This window comes from Sphingomonas sp. Leaf23 (assembly GCF_001421585.1).
In the GTDB taxonomy this organism is placed as follows: domain Bacteria; phylum Pseudomonadota; class Alphaproteobacteria; order Sphingomonadales; family Sphingomonadaceae; genus Sphingomonas.
In genome coordinates this window covers 16891-36652 of record NZ_LMKR01000006.1, presented here as the reverse complement: position 1 = coordinate 36652, position 19762 = coordinate 16891, and the positions used below count along the sequence as shown (strand labels likewise).

13 protein-coding genes are annotated in these 19762 nt (G+C 69.5%); 8 read left to right on the top strand and 5 right to left on the bottom strand.

The window, feature by feature from the left end; translation table 11 throughout:
* The first annotated feature begins 151 nt into the window (after nucleotides 1-151).
* From ASE67_RS16145 to pelF, 8 genes are all read left to right on the top strand, one after another.
* On the top strand, nucleotides 152-3508 hold the full coding sequence (locus ASE67_RS16145; RefSeq protein ID WP_082457219.1) for a M10 family metallopeptidase C-terminal domain-containing protein: 3357 nt from the start codon (nucleotides 152-154) through the stop codon (nucleotides 3506-3508).
* Nucleotides 3509-3587: 79 nt separating this feature from the next.
* Nucleotides 3588-4985 carry an exopolysaccharide Pel transporter PelG gene (gene pelG / locus ASE67_RS16140; RefSeq protein ID WP_055763735.1) on the top strand — a complete coding sequence of 466 codons (1398 nt, stop codon included), beginning with the start codon at nucleotides 3588-3590 and terminating at the stop codon, nucleotides 4983-4985.
* A gap of 2 nt (nucleotides 4986-4987) precedes the next feature.
* Nucleotides 4988-5851, top strand: coding sequence for an endo alpha-1,4 polygalactosaminidase (locus tag ASE67_RS16135; protein WP_055763734.1), 864 nt, complete (start codon nucleotides 4988-4990; stop codon nucleotides 5849-5851).
* Nucleotides 5848-7581, top strand: coding sequence for a hypothetical protein (locus ASE67_RS18285; RefSeq protein ID WP_156348660.1), 1734 nt, complete (start codon nucleotides 5848-5850; stop codon nucleotides 7579-7581). Before ASE67_RS16135 ends, ASE67_RS18285 begins: the two co-directional genes overlap by 4 nt.
* Nucleotides 7578-9038, top strand: coding sequence for a hypothetical protein (locus ASE67_RS16125; RefSeq protein WP_055763730.1), 1461 nt, complete (start codon nucleotides 7578-7580; stop codon nucleotides 9036-9038). The genes ASE67_RS18285 and ASE67_RS16125 overlap by 4 nt, the downstream gene beginning before the upstream one ends.
* Nucleotides 9035-9976, top strand: a complete 942-nt coding sequence (locus ASE67_RS16120; RefSeq protein WP_055763728.1) for a hypothetical protein — start codon at nucleotides 9035-9037, stop codon at nucleotides 9974-9976. Before ASE67_RS16125 ends, ASE67_RS16120 begins: the two co-directional genes overlap by 4 nt.
* On the top strand, nucleotides 9973-10815 hold the full coding sequence (locus ASE67_RS16115) for a hypothetical protein (protein WP_055763725.1): 843 nt from the start codon (nucleotides 9973-9975) through the stop codon (nucleotides 10813-10815). The genes ASE67_RS16120 and ASE67_RS16115 overlap by 4 nt, the downstream gene beginning before the upstream one ends.
* Nucleotides 10812-12281, top strand: coding sequence for a GT4 family glycosyltransferase PelF (pelF, locus tag ASE67_RS16110; RefSeq protein WP_055763978.1), 1470 nt, complete (start codon nucleotides 10812-10814; stop codon nucleotides 12279-12281). Before ASE67_RS16115 ends, pelF begins: the two co-directional genes overlap by 4 nt.
* A 16-nt stretch (nucleotides 12282-12297) precedes the next feature.
* Here the strand turns inward: pelF and ASE67_RS16105 are convergent, their stop codons facing one another.
* From ASE67_RS16105 to ASE67_RS16085, 5 genes are all read right to left on the bottom strand, one after another.
* On the bottom strand, nucleotides 12298-13854 hold the full coding sequence (locus ASE67_RS16105) for a TolC family outer membrane protein (RefSeq protein ID WP_055763723.1): 1557 nt from the start codon (nucleotides 13852-13854) through the stop codon (nucleotides 12298-12300).
* A complete protein-coding gene (locus ASE67_RS16100) occupies nucleotides 13844-15220 on the bottom strand; it encodes an HlyD family type I secretion periplasmic adaptor subunit (RefSeq protein WP_055763722.1) in 1377 nt (458 codons plus the stop codon). The genes ASE67_RS16105 and ASE67_RS16100 overlap by 11 nt, the downstream gene beginning before the upstream one ends.
* On the bottom strand, nucleotides 15220-16974 hold the full coding sequence (locus ASE67_RS16095) for a type I secretion system permease/ATPase (RefSeq protein ID WP_055763720.1): 1755 nt from the start codon (nucleotides 16972-16974) through the stop codon (nucleotides 15220-15222). The genes ASE67_RS16100 and ASE67_RS16095 overlap by 1 nt, the downstream gene beginning before the upstream one ends.
* Nucleotides 16975-17056: 82 nt before the next feature.
* The gene (locus ASE67_RS16090; RefSeq protein WP_082457202.1) at nucleotides 17057-17974 is read right to left on the bottom strand and encodes an endo alpha-1,4 polygalactosaminidase; all 918 of its coding nucleotides are present in this window, start codon (nucleotides 17972-17974) and stop codon (nucleotides 17057-17059) included.
* 156 nt (nucleotides 17975-18130) lie between these two features.
* Entirely contained in the window at nucleotides 18131-19636 is a 1506-nt protein-coding gene (locus tag ASE67_RS16085) for a tryptophan halogenase family protein (protein WP_235511949.1), read from the bottom strand.
* Nucleotides 19637-19762: the final 126 nt, after the last annotated feature.

Genomic DNA, 19762 nt, shown 5'->3' with positions numbered 1-19762 from the left:
GTTTTACGCGTTGCGGACAAGCCTTCTGCACCACCCGTATCGCCATGGTACAAATTAACCAGATCTTGGGTTTTCGACCATCCAATAGATGATTGCGATCGACCGCCGACGATGCGAAGCACGCGCCGATACTCCCATGGGACGACTGGCGATGGCGACTGCAACCCCGATCCTGCTCGACGGCAATCTGGACGACTGGAACCAGTCGGATCGGATCGATCGGGGGCTGGGCGACGGCTATGCCGTCTATGCCCGCAGCGACGGCGATGCCTTTGCCTTTGCGCTGAAGGCGCCCGGCGTCATTGGCACCAACACCACCGCATGGCTCAATACCGATCGCAACGCCGCGACCGGGTATCAGGTGTTCGGCTTTGCCGGCGGTGCCGAATACAACGTCAATGTGAACGCCGACGGCACGGTGTCGCTCTATTCGGGCGGGGCCGGCGAAACGCTGGTGCTGGCGAACCTGCAGGCGGTGTGGTCGGCCGATCGCGCCACCGTCGAATTCCGCGTGCCCAAGGCGGCGATCGGCAATCCGCAGGCGATCGACACGCTGTATGACGTGAACGACGCGGTATTCCTGCCGGGCAGCTATTCGGCCAATCCGTTCACCGTCTTCAACGATACCGGCGCTGTGGCCGATCCGGCGCACCGCATCGCGATCGTATGGTCGGATTCGACCGCCAACGCCTATTTCAGCAAGACCGCCTATTCGCAGCTGTTCATGGCCGCGCAGAGCCAGGCAATGCAGGCCGGCGTGCCGTTCGACATCCTGACCGAAGGCGACCTGACCAGCCTGTCGACGCTCGCGAAATATGACAGCATCGTCTTCCCCTCGTTCCGCAACGTCGACGCCAGCAAGGCCGACCTGATCGCGCAGACGCTGGAACAGGCGACCAAGCAGTTCGGCATCGGCCTGATCGCGGCCGGCGAATTCATGACCAACGACCAGGCCGGCAATGCGCTGCCCGGTGACAGCTACAGCCGGATGAAGCTGCTGTTCGACGCCACCCGCGTGACCGGCGGCTTCCCCGCCGACGTGACGGTGCGCGCGACCGATGCGAACGGCACCGTGCTCGACGGCTATGCCAACGGACAGGTCGTACACGACTACAAGGCCGTGGGCTGGAACGCGTTCAAGAGCGAAAGCGGCACCGGCCAGACGATCGCGACCGAGACGGTGAACGGCCAGACCTATTCGGCGGCGATCGCCACGCAGACCGGCGGCCGCAACGTCATCTTCTCGTCCGAAGCCGTAATGGCCGACGAAAACCTGCTGCAAAAGGCGATCGACTATTCGGTCCATGGCAGCGGCCTGTCGGTCGGGTTGCAGATGACGCGGCAGACCGGCCTGTTCGCCTCGCGCGTCGACATGGACCAGAGCCAGGAACGCGACGAGGTGAACCCGGAAGGGACCGCGCCCGGCATCTATGACAAGCTGATTCCATTGCTGGCGGAGTGGAAGCAGACGTACAACTTCCTTGGCAGCTATTACGTCAATATCGGCAACAGCCCGGCGACCGGCCAGGCGACCGATTGGGCAGCGTCGCTGCCGGTGTACAAGGCGCTGCTCGACATGGGCAACGAGATCGGCACCCACAGCTATACCCACCCGCACGACACCAACGTCCTGACCCCCGAACAGATCGCCTATGAATTCGGGCAGAGCCGCGCCGAGCTGCAAAAGCAGATCAGCGACTATATCGGCCGCGATGCGAAGGTGGTCGGCGCGGCGGTGCCCGGCGCGCCCGAACAGATCGCGACGTCGCAGGAAATCCTGAAATACGTCCAGTATCTCTCGGGCGGCTATTCGGGGGTGGGCGCGGGCTATCCCAACGCCATCGGGTTCATGAACCCGGCCAATGCGGCATCGGGCCAGGTCTATATCGCGCCCAACACCTCGTTCGATTTCTCGCTGATCGAATTCCAGAAGAAGACCGTCGCCGAGGCGCAGGCGATCTGGGCGAGCGAGTTCGCCAAGCTGACCGCCAATGCCGATGCGCCGGTGGTGGTGTGGCCGTGGCACGACTATGGCCCGACCATGTGGTCGGCAGACGGCGTGGCCAGCGCCTATACCCAGGCGATGTTCACCGACTTCATCGCCATGGCGGCCAAGACGGGGATCGAGTTCGTCACGCTCGCCGACCTCGCCGCGCGCGTGCAGGCGTTCGACCAGTCGAAGATCGTCACCAGCGTCATCGGCAACACGATCAACGCCACCGTCACCTCGCCACTTGGCACCGGGCTGTTCGCGCTCGACGTCGATGGGCAGAAGACCGGGCAGGTGATCCAGAGCGTCACCGGATATTACGCCTATAACGCCGACAAGGTGTTCCTGCCGACCGCCGGCGGCAGCTTCGAGATCAAGATGGGTACGGTCGCTGACGACGTGACCCATATCGTCGAACTGCCGATGCGCGCCGCGCTGCAATCGGTGTCGGGCGACGGGCGCGACCTGTCGTTCACCGTGGAGGGCGAAGGCAAGGTCAAGATCGACCTGAAGGCGCCGGGCACCAGCTGGCTGTCGGTCGAGGGCGGCAAGCTGGAGTCGCTGATCGGTGAAATCGCGACGATCGATATCGGCGCGATCGGCGCCCATGCGGTCAAGGTGCAGCAGGTCGCCAACACCGGGCCGGTCATCAGCTCGTTCGGCGGCGCCGACACCGGCACCCTGAAGACGGCGGAAAATGCCACGGCGGCACTCACCACGATCACCGCGACCGATGCGAACATCAAGTTCGGCGATTCGATCAAGTTCTCGATCGCGGCGACGGCCGACGGCGACAAGTTCACCATCGACCCGACCAGCGGCGCGCTGAAGTTCCTCGCCGCGCCCGATTTCGAAAATCCGACCGACGCCAATCACGACAATATCTATTCGGTCACGGTCGTCGCCACCGACGCGCGCGGCGCGGTCGATACGCAGACCCTGTCGGTCTCGGTCACCGACGTCGTCGGCATCACCAAGACCGGCACGATCATGTCGGAAACGATCAACGGCACCGGCGAACAGGACGTGCTCGACGGCAGCTGGGGCAACGACGTGCTGAACGGGCTGGGCGGGAACGATCGCCTGATCGGTGGCCTTGGCAACGATACGCTGAACGGCGGCGACGGGAACGACATCCTGATCGGTGGCGATGGCCGCGACGTGCTGACCGGCGGGGCGGGGAACGACGTGTTCCGCTTCGAGAAATCGGGCGACTCTTCCACGCTCGCCTCGCAGCGCGACATCATCACCGATTTCCGGTCGGGCGCGGACAAGATCGACCTGTCGGCGATCGATGCCAACACGTCGATGCTGGCCCGCGGCGACCAGGCGTTCAACCTGCTCGCCACGCCCGGCGCGAAGTTCACCGGCGCGGCGCAGCTGCGCTTCAGCTTCCAGATGATCGACGGCAAGGAATATACCGTCGTCGAGGGGAATACCGGGGCCGGCACCATCGCCGACTTCTCGATCGCGCTGCTCGGTCACCACAATCTGACCGCGAACGACTTCTTCCTGTAAGGGACCGTTACGAAACCCGCGTTATAGGCCCTATTCCGACAGGCGGTCAGGGCCCGCATCCGGGGTTTCGAGGGTAGTGATGGCGGGCATCGGGTTTCAACTGGCGCGGGTGGCGCGCGAAGGCGGTGTGGGCGGGATCGCCGCCGCCGCCGTGCATGGCGCGATCATCAGTTCGGGACCGTGGCTGCTGACCGCCGCCGGCATGATCCTGCTCGAACGCTGGACGGCGCACCATCTGCAGGGGCAAGCCGCGCATCTCGTGCAGACGGTGCTGATCTATGCCTTCAGCCTGTCGGCGCTGGCGGCCGCGCCGGTCGGGATCGTCGCGACCCGACTGGTCGCCGACCGCCTGTTCGCGCGCGACAGCGCGGCGATTCCCGGCATCCTGCTGACCGCACTGGCGGCAGGCGGCGCGATTGGACTGACGGTCGGCCTCGTCCTGTATGCCGGGCTGGGCGGGTTGCCGCCGGCGACCGCGCTGCTGTCGGCGGTGACGCTTGCGTGGCTGACGCAGATCTGGATCGCGGCCCCGATGCTGACGACGCTCGACCGGTTCCGCGCGGTGCCGGCGGCCTATCTGCTGGGCATCGTGCTGGCGACCGGGGCGTTGCTGCTGGTGCCGCATGCCGGGGCGACCAGCGTGCTGGCGGCCGTGGGGCTGGGCGTCGGCGCGACGCTGGCCGCGATCCTGATGTTGTTGCGCCGGCATTTCACCGGCGACGTCGTGCTGCCCGGCCCCGACGCGATGCCGCGCCGATTGGCGACGATCATCTCACTCGCCGGGATCGCCGCGGTGATCGCCATCTGGATCGACAAGTGGATTTTGTGGTTCGGCCCGGAAAGCGGCCGGGCGCTGGGGCTGCTCCGGCTGAACCCGATCAACGACGAAGGCAGCTTCCTCGGCCTGCTGACGATCGTGCCGGGGCTGACGCTGCTGCTGATCGTCACCGAAACCCGGTTCGACCGCGCGTTCGGCAGCATGCTGGCGCGCTGCACCGGCACGTCGACGATGGACCGGATCGAGGAGGCGCGCACCGATCTGGTCCGCGTGATGCTCAACGGCATTCGCCTGTTGATACTGGTGCAGCTGCTGGTCGCGGCGCTGGCATGGGTGCTGGCGGTGCCGCTGTTCGACCTGATCGGCGCCGATGTTCGCGCAATTTTCGCCTTTCGCCAGACCTCGCTCGGGGTCGTGTTCCACCTGGCCGCGATCGCGACGACCGTGGTGCTCGCCTATTACGACCTGTTCGGCCGGATTCTCGCGACCTGGGCGGCCTTCGCGATCGGCAGCGCGATCGCGACATGGTTGCAATTCGATGCGGGGCTGGCGGCGTTTGGCTGGGGCTATATGGCGGGCGCGGTGGTCGGTGCCTCGGTCGGTATCGCCATGGTGGCGGAGGCTAGCGTGAACCTGACCTATCTGTTGTTCGTCGGCAATAATCCGGCGGTGGTCGGCAATGGCGGACGCTGGCTGTGACGATGATCGGACGGCGGCGATTGATGGGCCTTGGCGCGGGCACGATGGCGCTGACCCTCGCGCTGCGCCGCCGCGCGGACGGCAGCCCGCCGCCGCGCACGCGCTGGGCGGTCGATTATGGCGCGGCGAGCGTGCCGGCCATCGCCCGGACGTACGACCTGCTGGTCCTCGAACCGCATCATGCCCGCCCGATCGCGCCGCTGCGTGGTCCCGGCGCACGGCTGCTCGGCTATGTCAGCTTTGGCGAGGTCGAACGGCAGCGGCCCTATTTCACCGATCTGGAACGGGCGGGCGCGCTGGGGGCCCCCAATCCCAACTGGCCCGATGCGCGGTTCGTCGACCTGCGCCATCCGGCATGGACCGCCGCGATCGTCGACACGATCGTCCCGCAAATTCTGGCAAAGGGCTATGACGGAATCTTCATCGATACGATGGATAACGCCGAAGCGATGGAACGGCAGAATCCGATCGGCAACAAGGGCATGGTGCAGGGCGGGGCGGCGCTGATCGCGGCGGTTCGCGCGCGGTTTCCCGCCATCCGCATCATGCTGAACCGGGGCTATGCGCTGCTCGACGCGGTGGCCCCCAGCATCGACCATGTGCTGGGCGAAGCGATGGCGAGCCGGTGGAACTTCACGACCAAGGCGTATGAGCCGCTGTCCGACAGCGATTGGCAATGGCAGGCCGATCGGCTGCGCCACGCGCGGACGCTCCACCCCGCCCTTGCGCTACATACGCTCGATTACTGGGACCCGGCCGATACGACGGCGGTCGCCGCGCTGTACGACCGCGAACGCGCCGCCGGCTTCCTGCCCTATGTCTCCACGCTCGCGCTCGACCGGCTGTGGCCGGAGCCGCGCCGATGAGGGCGGCCGCCTCCGAACGCTGGCTGGCGATCGGCGTGCCGGCGATCGTCGGCGGGGCGACACTGGCGGCCGCACTGATGCTCCTGCCGGGGCAGCTGGAGGTCCGTCATGCCGAACGGCGCGCGCATCCGCAGCTATCCGGCGCATCGGTGGCCGTCCCGCCGCCGGCGGTTCCGCTGTCGGTGATCCCGGCGGATCGCCCGCCGCCCTTGCCCCAGATCGCCGCCCAAATCCGCACCGCCGATGCGGCGACGCTGGCCGCGCTGACCAAACAGCTGATCGACGCGGGGGAACGCGTCACGACGCTGCAGGTCGCCTATGACCTTGCCGCCGCCGGGCGCGGCCCCGTTGCCTTGGCCTTTCTGGCGGCGCGGCCCGATGGCGACAGCGCGGAAAGCTGGCCGCTCAGGATGGATTTGCTGGCCAAGACCGGACGTCGGGCGGAGGCGGCTGCGCTGCTGGCGCGCACCGTCGCCACGCCGGGCGGCGTGCCCGCGCCGGCGATCGTCGCGGCGGCCTATGCGCTCGACCGGCCGGACCTGCTGGTGACCGCCGCCGCGCGCGGTGCGATTCCCCGCCCCGATCCGGCGCTGACGCTCGATCTGGTCCGGCGACTGGCGGCGAAGGGGCAATATGACCTGATCGCGACGCTGGACCGGGTGGGCAGCGACTGGCGGCGCGGCGATCCATGGACCGCGATCCGCGTCGCACAGGCACGCGGCGACCGCGATGGCGCACTGGCGGCGGCGGCGCTGTTGCCGGCAGAACAGGTGGAGGCGGCGCGCGAAGCGATCCTGACGCAGGCGGGCGACACCGCCGGATTGCGGCGGCAACTCCTCGCCCGTGCGGAGGGTCCCGGTGCCGACCTGCCGACCCTTGCCGAACGGCTGATCGCGCTTGGCGCGCGCGACGACGCCGCCACGCTGCTCAAGCGCGCGGCGGCGCAGGGGGGGACCGACACCGCGCCCGCCCGCCGGCTGCTCTACCTGCTCGGTCCCCGGCCGGGGGAAGGCGACCTGGCCTGGCTGCGACAGCGCGCCACGTCGGGCAGTGCCGAGGAACAGCGCCAGTGGCTGACCGCCTATGCCGAACGCGACCGCCCGGCCACGGCGCTGGCGTTTCTCGGCCGTCACCCGCTGGCCGATCGGACCGAGACGCTGTTGACGCAATTGACGCTCGCCAATGCGGTGGGTGACGGCGCGGCGGGGCGGGGACTGCTCGCCCGGCTGCTCGACGGGCGGGCGCTGTCGGTCGAACAGCTGCGTGGCGTCAGCGCGGCGACTCCGCGGCGCGTCGATCCGGCACAGGCCGCCGCCCTTGCGCGCGCGCGGATCGCCGCCGGGATCGCGGCCCCGCGCGACCGGATGGACCTGGCGTGGAGCGCGTGGAACGGCGGCGATGCCCCCCGGACCATCGCGTTGCTCCGCGACCAGCTCGACGATACGCCGGGCGATGTGGTCGCGCTGCGGCTGATGGCCGATGCGCAGGCAAAGGTGCATGGCGCCCCGGCGGCGCGGCCGTGGCTGGAACGCGCGCTGGCGGCGACGCCGGAGAGCGGCCGGGACCGCGCCGAACTGCTCGACCGCCTCGGCCGCACGCGCGAAGCGGTGGCGATGGTCGAACGGCTGCGCGCGGCCGATCCCGGAGACCGGGCGCTCGCCAATTTGCAGACCCGCCTGCTGATCGCGCGCGGCGAACCGGGTCGCGCACGGGCGGTGCCGGCCCCGTGATCCTGCTCGCGCTCCTTGCCGCCGCCACGCCGACGCTGCGCGTGCCGCCCGACCTGCTCCACGATACGCAGATCGCGGGCGGTGCGACGCAGCTGGTCTGGCAACCGGGCACGACGATCACGGCCGAGGAACAGGACCGCGAGCTCGTCGTCCGGTTCGACCGGCCGATCGACGATGCGACGATCGACGCCTTTCGCCGGGCCGGTGGCGCGGCGATCGGCGACCTGCGCTGGAACGACGCCAGCCTCGTGCTGCGCCCGGCGATCGGGTGGGACATGGCATGGCGGCAGGACGGGGCGCTGATCGCGGTCGATTTCGCCGCGCATGGCGATGCCGTCGCTGCCGATGCGCCCGAACCGCCGGTCGACCTCGACACCCGGCTGCTCGCGATCGAGGCGGATGTGGCGGCGGGATATCCGGGGCAGGGCCGCCGCGCGGCCGAGGCGCTGGCCCGTTCGCAGCCCGATGACCCGCGCGTCGGGCGCATCCTGGCCGATGCGCGCAATGCCGATGGCGATGTGCGCGGCGCGGCGGCGGCGTATCGCCGGATCGGCGCGACCGATCCCGTCGCGCGCCGGGCACGGGCCTTTGCCCCCGGTGTCGCCAGCATCGGAACGACGCTGCGCAGTGGCGGCGACCTGTCGCAGGTCGAAACGGCGGCGCGGGTCGATGCCGCGCTCACCGACCGGCTGACGCTGGGCGCTGGCGTGCGCGCGGTGGCGAGCCGGGTGGATACCGACGCGGGAGTGCTGCGGCATACCGCCCCGGTCGTCGATGTCGCCGCGACGGTGCGGGTGAGCGACGACATGCGGATGCAGGCGGTGCTGTCCGGCGCGCTCGACAGCGGCGTGACCGGCGGCGGTGCCCGTCTGGTCGCCGGATCGGCGGAGGCGCAATGGCGCGCCGCGCTGCTGCTGCACCAGCCCGATTATTCGACCGTCGAACAGGCGATCGGCGGCGGCTATCTGTCGCGCATCTCTGCCGGCGGGACCTATCGCATCGCGCCGGGTCTGGTCGGCCAGATCGATGTCGGCGGCAACCGCTACGGCCTTGCCGGGCTGGACCCGACCAGCGACACGCTGACGCTTTCCGGCGGGCTGGACTATATCCTCAGGCGGGGGGGGCTGGCGTTCGGGCTGACCTATCGTCTGGACGGCGAATATGTCCAACGGCTGCGGCGGACGGCGGTCGATCTCGCAACCCGCGAAAACCATACGCTGCAGGGGCTGGTCAGCGGGTCGATGGGGCGGGCGCAGCTGACCGGCCTCGCGGGCTGGACGGTCGATCGTTTCGGCGGTAACGGGCCCAGCGCCAGCCTGGGCCTCGACCTGCCGGTCGCAACGGCGTGGCGGATCGAGGCCAGCGGCGGGATCAGCTCGATCGCGCGGCCGGGCTTTCCGGGGCAACAGGTTTTCGCACGCGCGCTACTCAGCCGCGGCCTAGGGAGTGGACGATGACCGGGCGGATTCCCCGCATCGCGCGGGTCGCGGCCGAACTGGCGGTGGGGTTCGGGGCGCTGGTCGTGATCGACCGGGTTGTCGGCCATGGCAACGCCTTTGCCGATATTCAGCCCAATCCGCTGTGGCTGCCGGTGCTGGTCATGGCGCTGGCTTACGGCACGCTGCCCGCGCTGGCGGCGGCGGGGATCGCGTCGGGCCTGTGGCTGCTCCATGCCGGTTCGGGCGGGGGCGAGCGCGACTATCTCGACCACCTGCTGCACCTGTCGCTGCCGCCACTGCTGTGGTTCGTCGCGGCGGTCATCGTCGGCGAGGTGACGATCCTGCGCGTCGGGCGCTATCGCCTGCTCGACCGGCGCGCCGGGATCGCGCAGCGCAACGTCGCGCGCCTGACCGACGCGTTCCACCGCCTAGCGCGCACCAACCGCGCCCTGCAGGTCGAGGTCGCGACTGATGCCCGCACGCTGGGCTATATCGTGGCGACCGCCACCCGGCTGAGCGCGATCGAGCCGACCGAGCGGCGGGCAGCCCTGGCGGCGTTGATCGCGATGGCCGCGCGCAGCGAGGATTTCACCTGCTACCGCTTTGCCGGGGCGGAGGCCCGCGCGTGGCTGCGCGGTGCGACCGCGATGACCCGGCCCGACATCCTGCCCGACGCGCTCGCAATGCAGGTGCTGCGGCGGAGCGAGCCGATCCATGTCGGCCATCGTACCGATCGCGTCGTGCTGGACGGGATCGGCGTCATCGCCATTCCGCTGATCGAACGGGACGGCGGATCGGTCGTCGGTTGCCTGGTGATCCACAGCCTGCCCTTCGCCGCGCTGGGCGCCAATGCGCTGGCGGAAATGGCCGAGATGGGGGGGTGGCTGGCCCCGTTGATCGCCGCGCGCGAACGAAGTGCTGCCACCATGGTCGCGCCGTCGGGCCGCGCGGCATGAAGCCGATGCTGCCGATCGCGGCGGCAATCGATATCGCGGTCATCGGCCTGGCCCTGAGCTCCGGCGAGGCGGTGCTGCTGTTCATCCACATGCTGCTGGTCGTGCTGGGCTATGCCCTGTGGCTGCGACACGGGCGCGCGATCGGATTTGCCGCGGCGATGGCGGGCATCTTTGGCCCCGCGGCGCTGATCGTGGTCGGCGGGATCGTCGCCCGCCTACCACGCACGAGCCGCCCGCCGCTGCCGCTGCCCGACCGGGTGATCCGCGCGCGACCGGCGCGCCGGGGTGCCAGCCTCGCCGTTGCGCGGATGCTCGACGGGCGGGTCCTCCATGCCGAACCGGACACGCTCCATTCGCTGGTGACGGTGATGCGCCACGGCAAGGTCGCGGATCGGCGGCGCGCGCTGGAAACGGTGGTCCGCTCGTTCCAGCCCGCGCTCTCGCCGCTGATCGCGCTGGCCCTTACCGACAGCGACCAGACGATCCGCGCGCTGGCCGCTGCCGCGTCGGCGCGGGTGGTGCAGAATCTGTCCGATGGTCGCGCCATGCTGGAGGCGAAGGGCGCGGATGGCGAAGCACGCGCCACGCTGATCGCGCTGCTGGCCGACCATGCGCGCGCCAACCTGCTGCTGTCCGATTCGCAGCGGGCGAATCTGCGCGACGACGCGCTGGCGCTGCTGGACGATGCCACCCCCCATACGGTGCGGATCGAGGCGCTGTGGGCGGCCGGCGACTATGCCGCGATCGACGCGCTGGTCGCAGCGGCCGATGTGAGCCCGGTGGAGGACGACCGGATGGTGCCGGCGACGGCATGGTGGCGGAACAGCGCGGCGGCATGAGCGTACCCGACGACGCCGATATCTGCCTGATCGTCGAGGGGGCCTATCCCTATGTCGTCGGCGGCGTGTCGGGATGGTTGCAGGACCTGATCGCCAGCCTGCCCGACATTCGCTTTGCGATCGTCGCGATCAAGCCGTCGGCCAGCCCCCTGCCGTTCCAGCTGACGCCGCCGCCGAACGTTGTGCAGGTGGTCGAGATCGCGCTTGCCCCCGAAACCGCGATGCCGCGCGGGTTGCCGCGCGGACGCGCCACCGCGATCGCCGACGCGCTGGTCGATTTCGTCGCGGTCGGCGGCGGTGACGCGCTGGCACGGCTCATCGACCTGCTCGACGTCGATGGCCGGCGACCGACGCCGGGCGACATCCTTGCCCATCCGGCCTGTTTCGCCCGGCTGAAGCGGCATTATCAGGCGCTGCTGCCCAAGGCATCGTTCCACCATTATTTCTGGGCGATGCGGGTGCTGCTGGGCGGGTTGCTCGCGGTGCTGACCGCGCCGTTGCCCCGTGCCCGCGCCTATCACACGATCTCGACCGGGTTCGCCGGGTTGCTGGCGGCGCGCGCGGCGAAGGAAACCGGGCGACCGGCGTTCATCACCGAACATGGCATCTACCTGCTCGAACGGCAGATCGAGGTGATGATGGCCGAATGGATCGGCGATCAGGTCGATACCGGGCTGGAGATGGATCGCAGCGTCCGCGACCTGCGCGACCTGTGGGTGCGCGCCTTCACCAGCTATGCCACCGCCTGCTACGACGCGTGCGACCCGATCGTCGCGCTCTATGGCGAAAACAACGCGGTGCAGCGGCGACTGGGCGCGGCGGCCGACCGGGTACAGGTGATCCCGAACGGTATCGATGCGCGGCGCTTCGCGCACCTGGCCGACGCGCGCGACCCGGCGCACCCGCTGGTCGCGCTGCTCGGCCGGGTGGTGCCGATCAAGGATATCAAGACCTTCATCCGTGCCTGCGCCATCGCCCATGCGCAAAAGCCGCATCTGCGCTTCGTCGTGCTGGGTCCGGAGGACGAGGACCCGGAATATGCCGCCGAATGCACGCGTTTGGTCGCCGACCTGCAACTGGGCGACGTGCTGACCTTTGCCGGACGGGTGAAGATCGAGGACTGGATGAACCGGATCGACCTGCTGGTGCTGACCAGCCTGTCGGAGGCGCAGCCGCTGGTCATCCTCGAAGGGGGGGCGTGCGGCATTCCGGTCGTCGCCCCCGATGTCGGCAGCTGCCGCGAAATGATCGAAGGGCGCGGCCCCCATGATCCGGGCCATGGCGGCATCGTGACCCCGCTGGTCAATCCACAGGCAACGGCGGCGGGCATCTGCGCGATCGCCGGCGAACCCGATGTCCGCCACGCGATGGGGGAGGCAATGCGCCGCCGCGTGCTGCGTGATTACGACCACCCGACCATCATCGGCGCGTATCGCGACCTCTATGGCGAGCTGGCGGCGCGGTAGCAGGCGGGCGTGCCTGCTATCCGGTGACCATCGTATCGTTCAGCTCCGCGATGACCGGATTGGGCAGCAACGGGAGTTTGTCGCCGAGGCTCCCCTGCGGCGGCGGGGTCGTGGCCGGGCGCAGGGCCGGATCGACCGCGACCGGCAGCGGCGGTTGCGGGGTGAGGGCGCTGGACGGCAGCTGCGCCCGGTCGATCGCCGCCATCACCGGATCGATCGGCCCGATCACCGCCGCCTTCGCCGCGCGCGCGGGTACGGCGGGGTCGTAGGCCGGCACCCCTTGCGCCAGCAACGCCGCCTGCAACCGGCCCAGCGTTGCGAGCAGCCGCGCCTGCGCCGCATAGGCGGAATAGGTAGCGTTGGTCAGCACCAGCTGCGCGTTCAGCAACCGCTGTTCGGAATCGAGCACCTCGAAGTTCGAGCGGAACCCCTCGGCGAAACCCCGCTGCACCCCGGTCAGCGCCTCTTGCGCCGATTGGGTCGCGATCCGCCCGGCCGCCGCCGCGCTGGTCGCCGCTAATGACTGGTTCCACGCATCCTGCGTTTGGGCCAGTGCCTGTCGCCGGACGCTTTCGACTTCGAAGCCGAGCCGTTCGCGATCGGCCTGTGCCGCGCGGATGCGCGACCCGATCACCCCGCCGGCGATCAGCGGCATGGTGAGCGTCACCCCGCCGCTGGCCTGCGCGCCCAGGTCGCGGGTCTGGAAACTGTTCGCCGTGCGATAGCCATAACCGCCCGACAGCGCGACCACCGGCGCGCGTTCGGCCCGTTCGGCGGCGATCCGCGCATCCCCGGCGCGGGCCGACAGCAACGCTTCGCCGATCGCCGGGCTTTCCCGCTGGGCAATGGCGAAGGCGGCGTCCAGCGAGGGTGGCACGCCGTGCAACACCGGCGGTTCGCCCAGCGTCCCCGGCATCCGCCCGACGACCGTGGCGAAACGGGCGCGGCTGACCTGCAGATTGGCCTGGCTCTGCGCCAGCTGCGCGCGGATGATCTCCGCCTGCGCGCGCGCCTGCGCGATGTCGGTGCGGGTCAGGTCGCCGCCGCGTTCGCGGGCGATCGCCTGCGCCACCTGCCGGTCATAGCTGTCGAGCGAGCGGCCCTGGATCGCGACCAGATCGCTGTCGCGCCGGACGGCGACATAGGAGTCGACGACTTCCAGCAGGATCGCGTTTTCGACCAGACGCAACCGTTCGCGCGCGGCCAGCACCCGCGCCTCGGCGATCGACACCTGCGCGGCGGTGCGCCCACCGTTCAACAGGATCTGCTGCGCGCTCAGCGTCGCGGCCATCGTGCGGCTGCGATTGGTGACGAAATCGTCGAGCAGGTTGCGCTGATCAGCCGAGCGATATTGCAGGTCCATGTTCAGCCCGACCGTGGGGCGATAGGGCGCGCCGGCCTGCACGATCGTTTCGTCGAGGCTGCGCAGTTCGGCGCGTTGCGCGTCGAGCGTCGGGTTGCTGCGATACGCATCGGCGATCGCCGTAACCAGCGCATCCTGCGCCTGCGCCTGTCCCGTGGCGGCGACGAACATCGCCGCCGCCAGCGGAACGACACGAAGATCAGCGTTCATGGAGCGACCTCGAAAAGGCTTCGGTCAGCGGATCGAGCAGATATTGCAGCGCCGTGCGCGCACGCAGCTTCACCGTCACCTGCACCGGCACGCCCGGCCGGATGCCGGTATCGCGCCCGCGCACCGCCTCGATCTGCGCGATCTGGCTGCGCGGTACGGTGATCTCCGCGCTGAAATAGCTGCGCCCGCTGGCCTCGTCGCGCAGCGCGTCGGCCGAAACGGTGGCGACGGTGCCGAGCAGGATCGGCAGGTCGCGTTCGTGCAGCGACAGGAACTTCACCTCCGCCTCGCGCCCGGGCACCACCCCGTCGATATCGGTCGGCAGGAACGTGGCGCGGATGACCAGCGGTGCGGCATCGGGCACGATGTCGAGGATCGGCTGTCCCGCCTGGATGACGCCGCCGACCGAGAAGACCCGCAATCCGACCACCCGCCCGCCGACCGGGGCGCGGATGTCCGTGCGCGCCAGCTGTTCACGCGCCGCCGCCCATTTGGGCAGCGCCTCGTTCAGCTGGAACTGAGTGTCGCGCAGCAGGGTCGCCGAATCCTCGACATAGCGGCGGCGCGTCTGCACCTGTTCGGCGCGTGCCTGCCCGATCTGTTCGCGCGCGGCCGCGACGCGGGACGAATAGTCGCCATCGGCCCCGTCGAGCTGCTGGATCGACCGTTCGATCGCCCGCACCGTATTGCGCGAGACATAGCCCTGGTCGGCCAGTTGCCGCGTGCTCTCCAGCTGCTGCTGGAGCGACTGGCGCTGGCGTTCGGTCGCGCGCGCCTGTGCGGCGAACCCGCCCGATTGTTGTGCGACGCCCGCCGCCTGCTGCTGCAACACCGCGCCATTGGCGGCGAGCGCAGACGCGCGGGCGGCGGCCTGTGCGGACTGCAGCGACTTGGCGCGTTCGACCAGTCGCCGGTCGTCGCCGGTCGCGCGAGCGAATTCGTCGGGCCAGCGGATCGCGCCGCCGCGGACATCCGCCTCCAACCGGGCACGTTGCGCCTGCAGGTCGATGACGCTGGCGGCCAGCGCCCGCTCGGTCGCGGCGACCTCCCCGCCGTCGAGCCGGAACAGCAGCTGCCCGGCGGCGACATGCTGTCCGTCGCGCACGTGAATCGCCCGGACGATCCCGCCGTCGCGGTGCTGGACCGTTTGCCGGTTGCCGGCGACGACGACCTGCCCTTCGCCCGCCGCCGCCGCGTCCAACCGGGCAAACGCCGCCCAGCCCAGCGCCACAACGAAGAACAGGATCGCGACGATCGCGCCCATGCGGACGGCGGACCGGGGCGAATCGTCGAGCGCCAGCTCCCGCGCGATCCGCGCATGGACCGCGTCCTGCCGGCGATCGGCGGGAATGATCGTGCCGTCCATCAGCCAGCTCCCCCGGCGGTCACCGGCGGCGGCACGGCACCTTGCGCCGGGGCGGGGCCGCGGATCACGCGGTCGCGATCGTCGAACAACTGGATGCGTCCGTCCTTCAGCAGCAATATCTTGTCGACCGCCTGCAACAGCCCGGTGCGGTGGGTCGACACCACGACGGTCGCGCGGCGCGCGCGCAACGCTTCGATCGTCTGCACCAATCGCGCCTCGCCTTCGCTGTCGAGATGGGCATTGGGTTCGTCGAGGAACAGGATCGCCGGATCGCCATAGAGAGCGCGGGCCAGCGCCACCGCCTGCCCCTGACCCGCCGACAGCCCGGCCCCGTCCGCCATCGTCAGCATCGTGCCATAGCCCGCCGGCAGCCCCAGGATCAGCGGATGCGCGCCCGCCTGCATCGCCGCTGCGACCACGCGGTCGTCGATGTCGGGACCATCGCCCGCCAGTACCGCCTGAAACCGCGAGATATTGGCATGGACCGTCGTCGGAAACAGCGAGGGCGACTGCGGCATATAGCCCAGATGGTGGCCCAGCTGTTCCGGATTCCAGTCCGGCAGGCTGGCCCCGTCGATCCGCACGTCGCCGCTGTCGGGCGACAACGCACCGGCCAGCGCGCGCAGCAGCGTCGACTTGCCCGCCCCGCTCGGCCCCACCAGCGCAACGACCTGCCCCGGTTCGACCGAGAAGCTGATGTCGGACAGGATTTCGCGGTCGCTGTCGGGCGCGCGGACGGTCAGTGCGCGCACGTCGATCCGCCCCTCGGGCACCGGCAGCTTGGTCGCGGTGGTGCCGGGTTCGGGCAAGGCGCAGAACGCGGCGAGGTTGCCCCATGCCTGGCGCGCGCTCGCCAGCGGCTTCAGCGCGCCCAATATCTGTTCGACCGGCTGCAACGCGCGGCCGAGCAGCAGCGAGGCGGCAAAGATCGCGCCGCCCGAAATCTCCTGCCGGATCGCCAGCAACGCCCCCAGCGCCAGCGCCAGCGATTGCAGCAACAGGCGCAGGAACTTGGTGATGCCGAGGAACCGCGATTGCGTCGCCGCGATATCCGCCTGCCGCCGAACGAGGTCGGCCCGCTCCAGCAGATGCCGCGTGACCAGCGCGTTGCGCATTCCCAGCACGCGCGCGACCTCCGCCATCCGGATCGAGAAATCCTGTTCCCGGTTGGCCAGCATCGCCCGGCCATTGGCATCGCGCGTCGCGGTGGCCGTCGTCCGGTCCCCGGCCCAGGCAAGGACGGCGAGCAGCAGCGAACTCAACAGCGCCAGCACCCCGATCCAGGGATGCAGCAGGAACGAGATCGCGATGTAGATCGGTGCCCATGGCGCGTCGAACAGCGCGATCATGATCGGCCCGGCCATCGTGCCGCGCAGCGTGTCGAAATCGCGCAGCGCCTGCAACTGCCGGCCGGTGCTGCCGACATCGCTGCCCATAATCCGCATCAGGATGCCGGGGGCGGCGCTTCGTTCCAGACGCATCGACGCGCGCAGCAGCAGCCGCATCCGCACCGCATCCAGCACCGCGAACACCACCAGCGATACGCCCAAAATCAGCGTCAGCAGCAGCAGCGTCGCCTCACCCCGCGTCGGCACCACCCGGTCATAGACCTGCAGCATGAAGATCGACGGCACGAGGTAGAGAATGTTCACCAGCCCGGAAAACAGCGCCGCCGCCCACAAGTGACGACGGCACCGCCGCAGCGTGTCGTGCAGCAGATTGCCGGAAGGGGACGACGAAAGCGTAGGCGACATGCGTGGCGTTATGGCGGCGAAAGGTTAAAAGCTGCCTTGCACGGAGACGTCGATCCGGTGCGCGGAAGCCGCAGTCCCGTCGCTATCCCTCGGCGTCACAGGCAAAGCGGAAACTGTTGTCGAGCGCCAGCGCCAGCACCAGCGTGTGCAGCCCGGCCGCGCGGGACGCCGAACACAGCCGGTCGCGCGCGCCGCCGCTATTGTTGCGATAATCGCCCTTGTATTCGGCGACGAACACCGGCTTGGCAGCGGCGATGAACGGCTTGAGCTGTCCGCATTCGTCGAACTCGTGGCATTGTTCGTTGACCGCGAAGTCGAACACCCCCTCCAGTTCCGCAATCTGGTCCAGATCGTTCTTCAACCCGATCGCCAGGCCGCGGGCATGCGCTTCGCGCGCGAGGAAGCGGTTATAGTCGAGTTGCTGCGCGGCGGTGATGCCCAGGCCGTTGCGGTTCGCATAGCCATCGACATTGTCGGGCTCGACGCCGTCGCACCCCTTCGACCGGGCAAGGTCGAGCCGGCCCTGCATCACGGCGCGCACCGTGGTCGACGTGACCGACAGCCAGCGTTCCCCGACCCAACCGTCCAGCGCCGAACCCCGGTCGGACGCGGCGAACTTGCCGTCGTCGCTGCGCCAGTTTTCGGACGACCCGGCCGAGAAATAACAGATCACCCGCCGCTTCGCCGCGTGCAGCTGGGCGATGGTGGTGACAGGCGTGTCGAATAGGTCGATGTCATAGGCGGCGACCGCATAGCGGGTGTCGACGGACCCGCTCAGCTGCCACTGCCACGTCGTCGCTGCGTCGGGACGCCACCAGCTGCCGGTCGTCGACGGGACGGGGGATGGGGTCGCGGTGGGGGTCGGAACGGGCGACGGCGTGGGGGTGGGGGTGGTCGTCACGATGCCGTCGCCGTCATCCCCGCCACCGCCGCCGCATCCCGCCATGCCCAGCGCGACCATCATGCCCAGCACAGCCCGCCATCCGGCTCCCGATCGCATCGTCCATCCCCCTTGAGTCGCGACGCCGCTACGGCACGGATCGGGGGATCGCAATCGATTCCATGAGACGCGGATCGGGCCTTCCGTGCCGGTCGGGTATTTGTAGGGCAATTCCACCGGCTTAGCCGCGCGAGCGGGCGGATCGCCGCGCGCCGGCTATTCCGCGGCGGGCAGGGCGGCGGCGTGGGGCGGCAGCGCCAGCGCGGTGCGGCGATAGGCGGCGCGCATATCGGCCATCGCCGCCTCGACCGACGCGGCGTTCAACCGATCGACCGCCGGGTCATAGGCAGCGGGCCACCATTCCTGCCCGGTCAGCACCGCCGCCCAGCTCGGGACCTGGAACACGTCGCCCTCCTGCGGGATCAGCCGCCCCTGCGCGCGCCACAATTCGATGCGGTGGGCCAGGCTGTCGGGCACGGTCATCGCCTGCACCATGCGCCAGAACGCGCTGTCGTCGCGCCGCGTCGCCTTGTAATGTAGCACCACGAAATCGCGCACGGCGGCAAAGGCGCGAGCCATGTCGGCGTTATAGGCGTCGCGTTCGGCGGGATGGACCACAGCACCCGGAAACAGCGCCAGCAACCGCAGGATGCCGTGCTGGATCAGGTGGATACTGGTCGATTCGAGCGGCTCGACGAAACCGGCGGCAAGGCCGAGTGCCACGACATTGTGCGACCATGCCCGCCGCCGCATCCCCGTGGTGAACGACAGCGACCGCACATCACCGCACGGATCGCCCGGAGCATGCGCGCGCAGCAGCGCCTCGGCCGCATCGGCGGTGGTGAAGGCGCTGGCGAACACATGGCCGTTGCCGGTGCGGTGTTGCAACGGGATGCGCCATTGCCACCCGGCGGGATGCGCGGTGGCGCGGGTATAGGGGGGTAGCGGATCGATCCGTCCGGTCGGCATCGCCAGCGCGCGATCCATCGGCAGCCAGTGCAACCAGTCGTGATAGCCGGTGGCGAGCGCCCCTTCGATCAGCAGCCCGGCAAACCCCGAGCAATCGACGAACAGGTCACCCGCGATCCGCCGCCCGTCGTTCAGCAGCAGCGCGGTCACGTCGCCATGCTCGCCGTCGCGATCGACCCGAACGACGCGCCCTTCGTGGCGCACGACGCCCTGCGCCTCGCTCACCCGGCGCAGGAGGGCGGCATAGAGCGTCGCGTCGAAATGATAGGCATGAGCGATATGCGCGAGCGGGGTGCGATCCCCCGGCGCGGCGATGCCGAAACGCCCCTCGCGCGCGGCGACGGTACACATCGAATATTCGGTCAGCCGGGTGGTGCCGCCCCGCGCGCGGTGGCGCAGCCAGAGCTGGTGAAAGGGGACGCCGTGGAAATCCTGCCCCGCCGCGCCGAACGGATGGAAATAGCGCGCGCCGATCCGGCTCCAGTCGACAAATTCGATGCCCAGCTTGTAGCTGCCCATCGTCTCGCGCAGGAACCGGTCCTCGTCGATGTCGAGCATGGCGTTGAACGCGCGGATAGGCGGGATCGTCGCCTCGCCCACGCCGACCGTCCCGATCGCATCGGATTCGACCAGCACGACGCTGCGGCCGATCGGTCCCAGCGCGCGCGACAGCGCCGCCGCGGCCATCCATCCGGCGGTGCCGCCACCGACGATGACGATCCGTCGTACCCCGCCCGGCGCTTCGTCGACCACGCATCCCCCTCCGTCCTGCAATCCGCCTGCCGGTGCCCTGACCCGCTATCCGAGCCTAAGCGGCTAATATTGTTACCTGAAACCGGCGAGTACGCCTGAAACATGCAAATCACGGCCGATAATTGA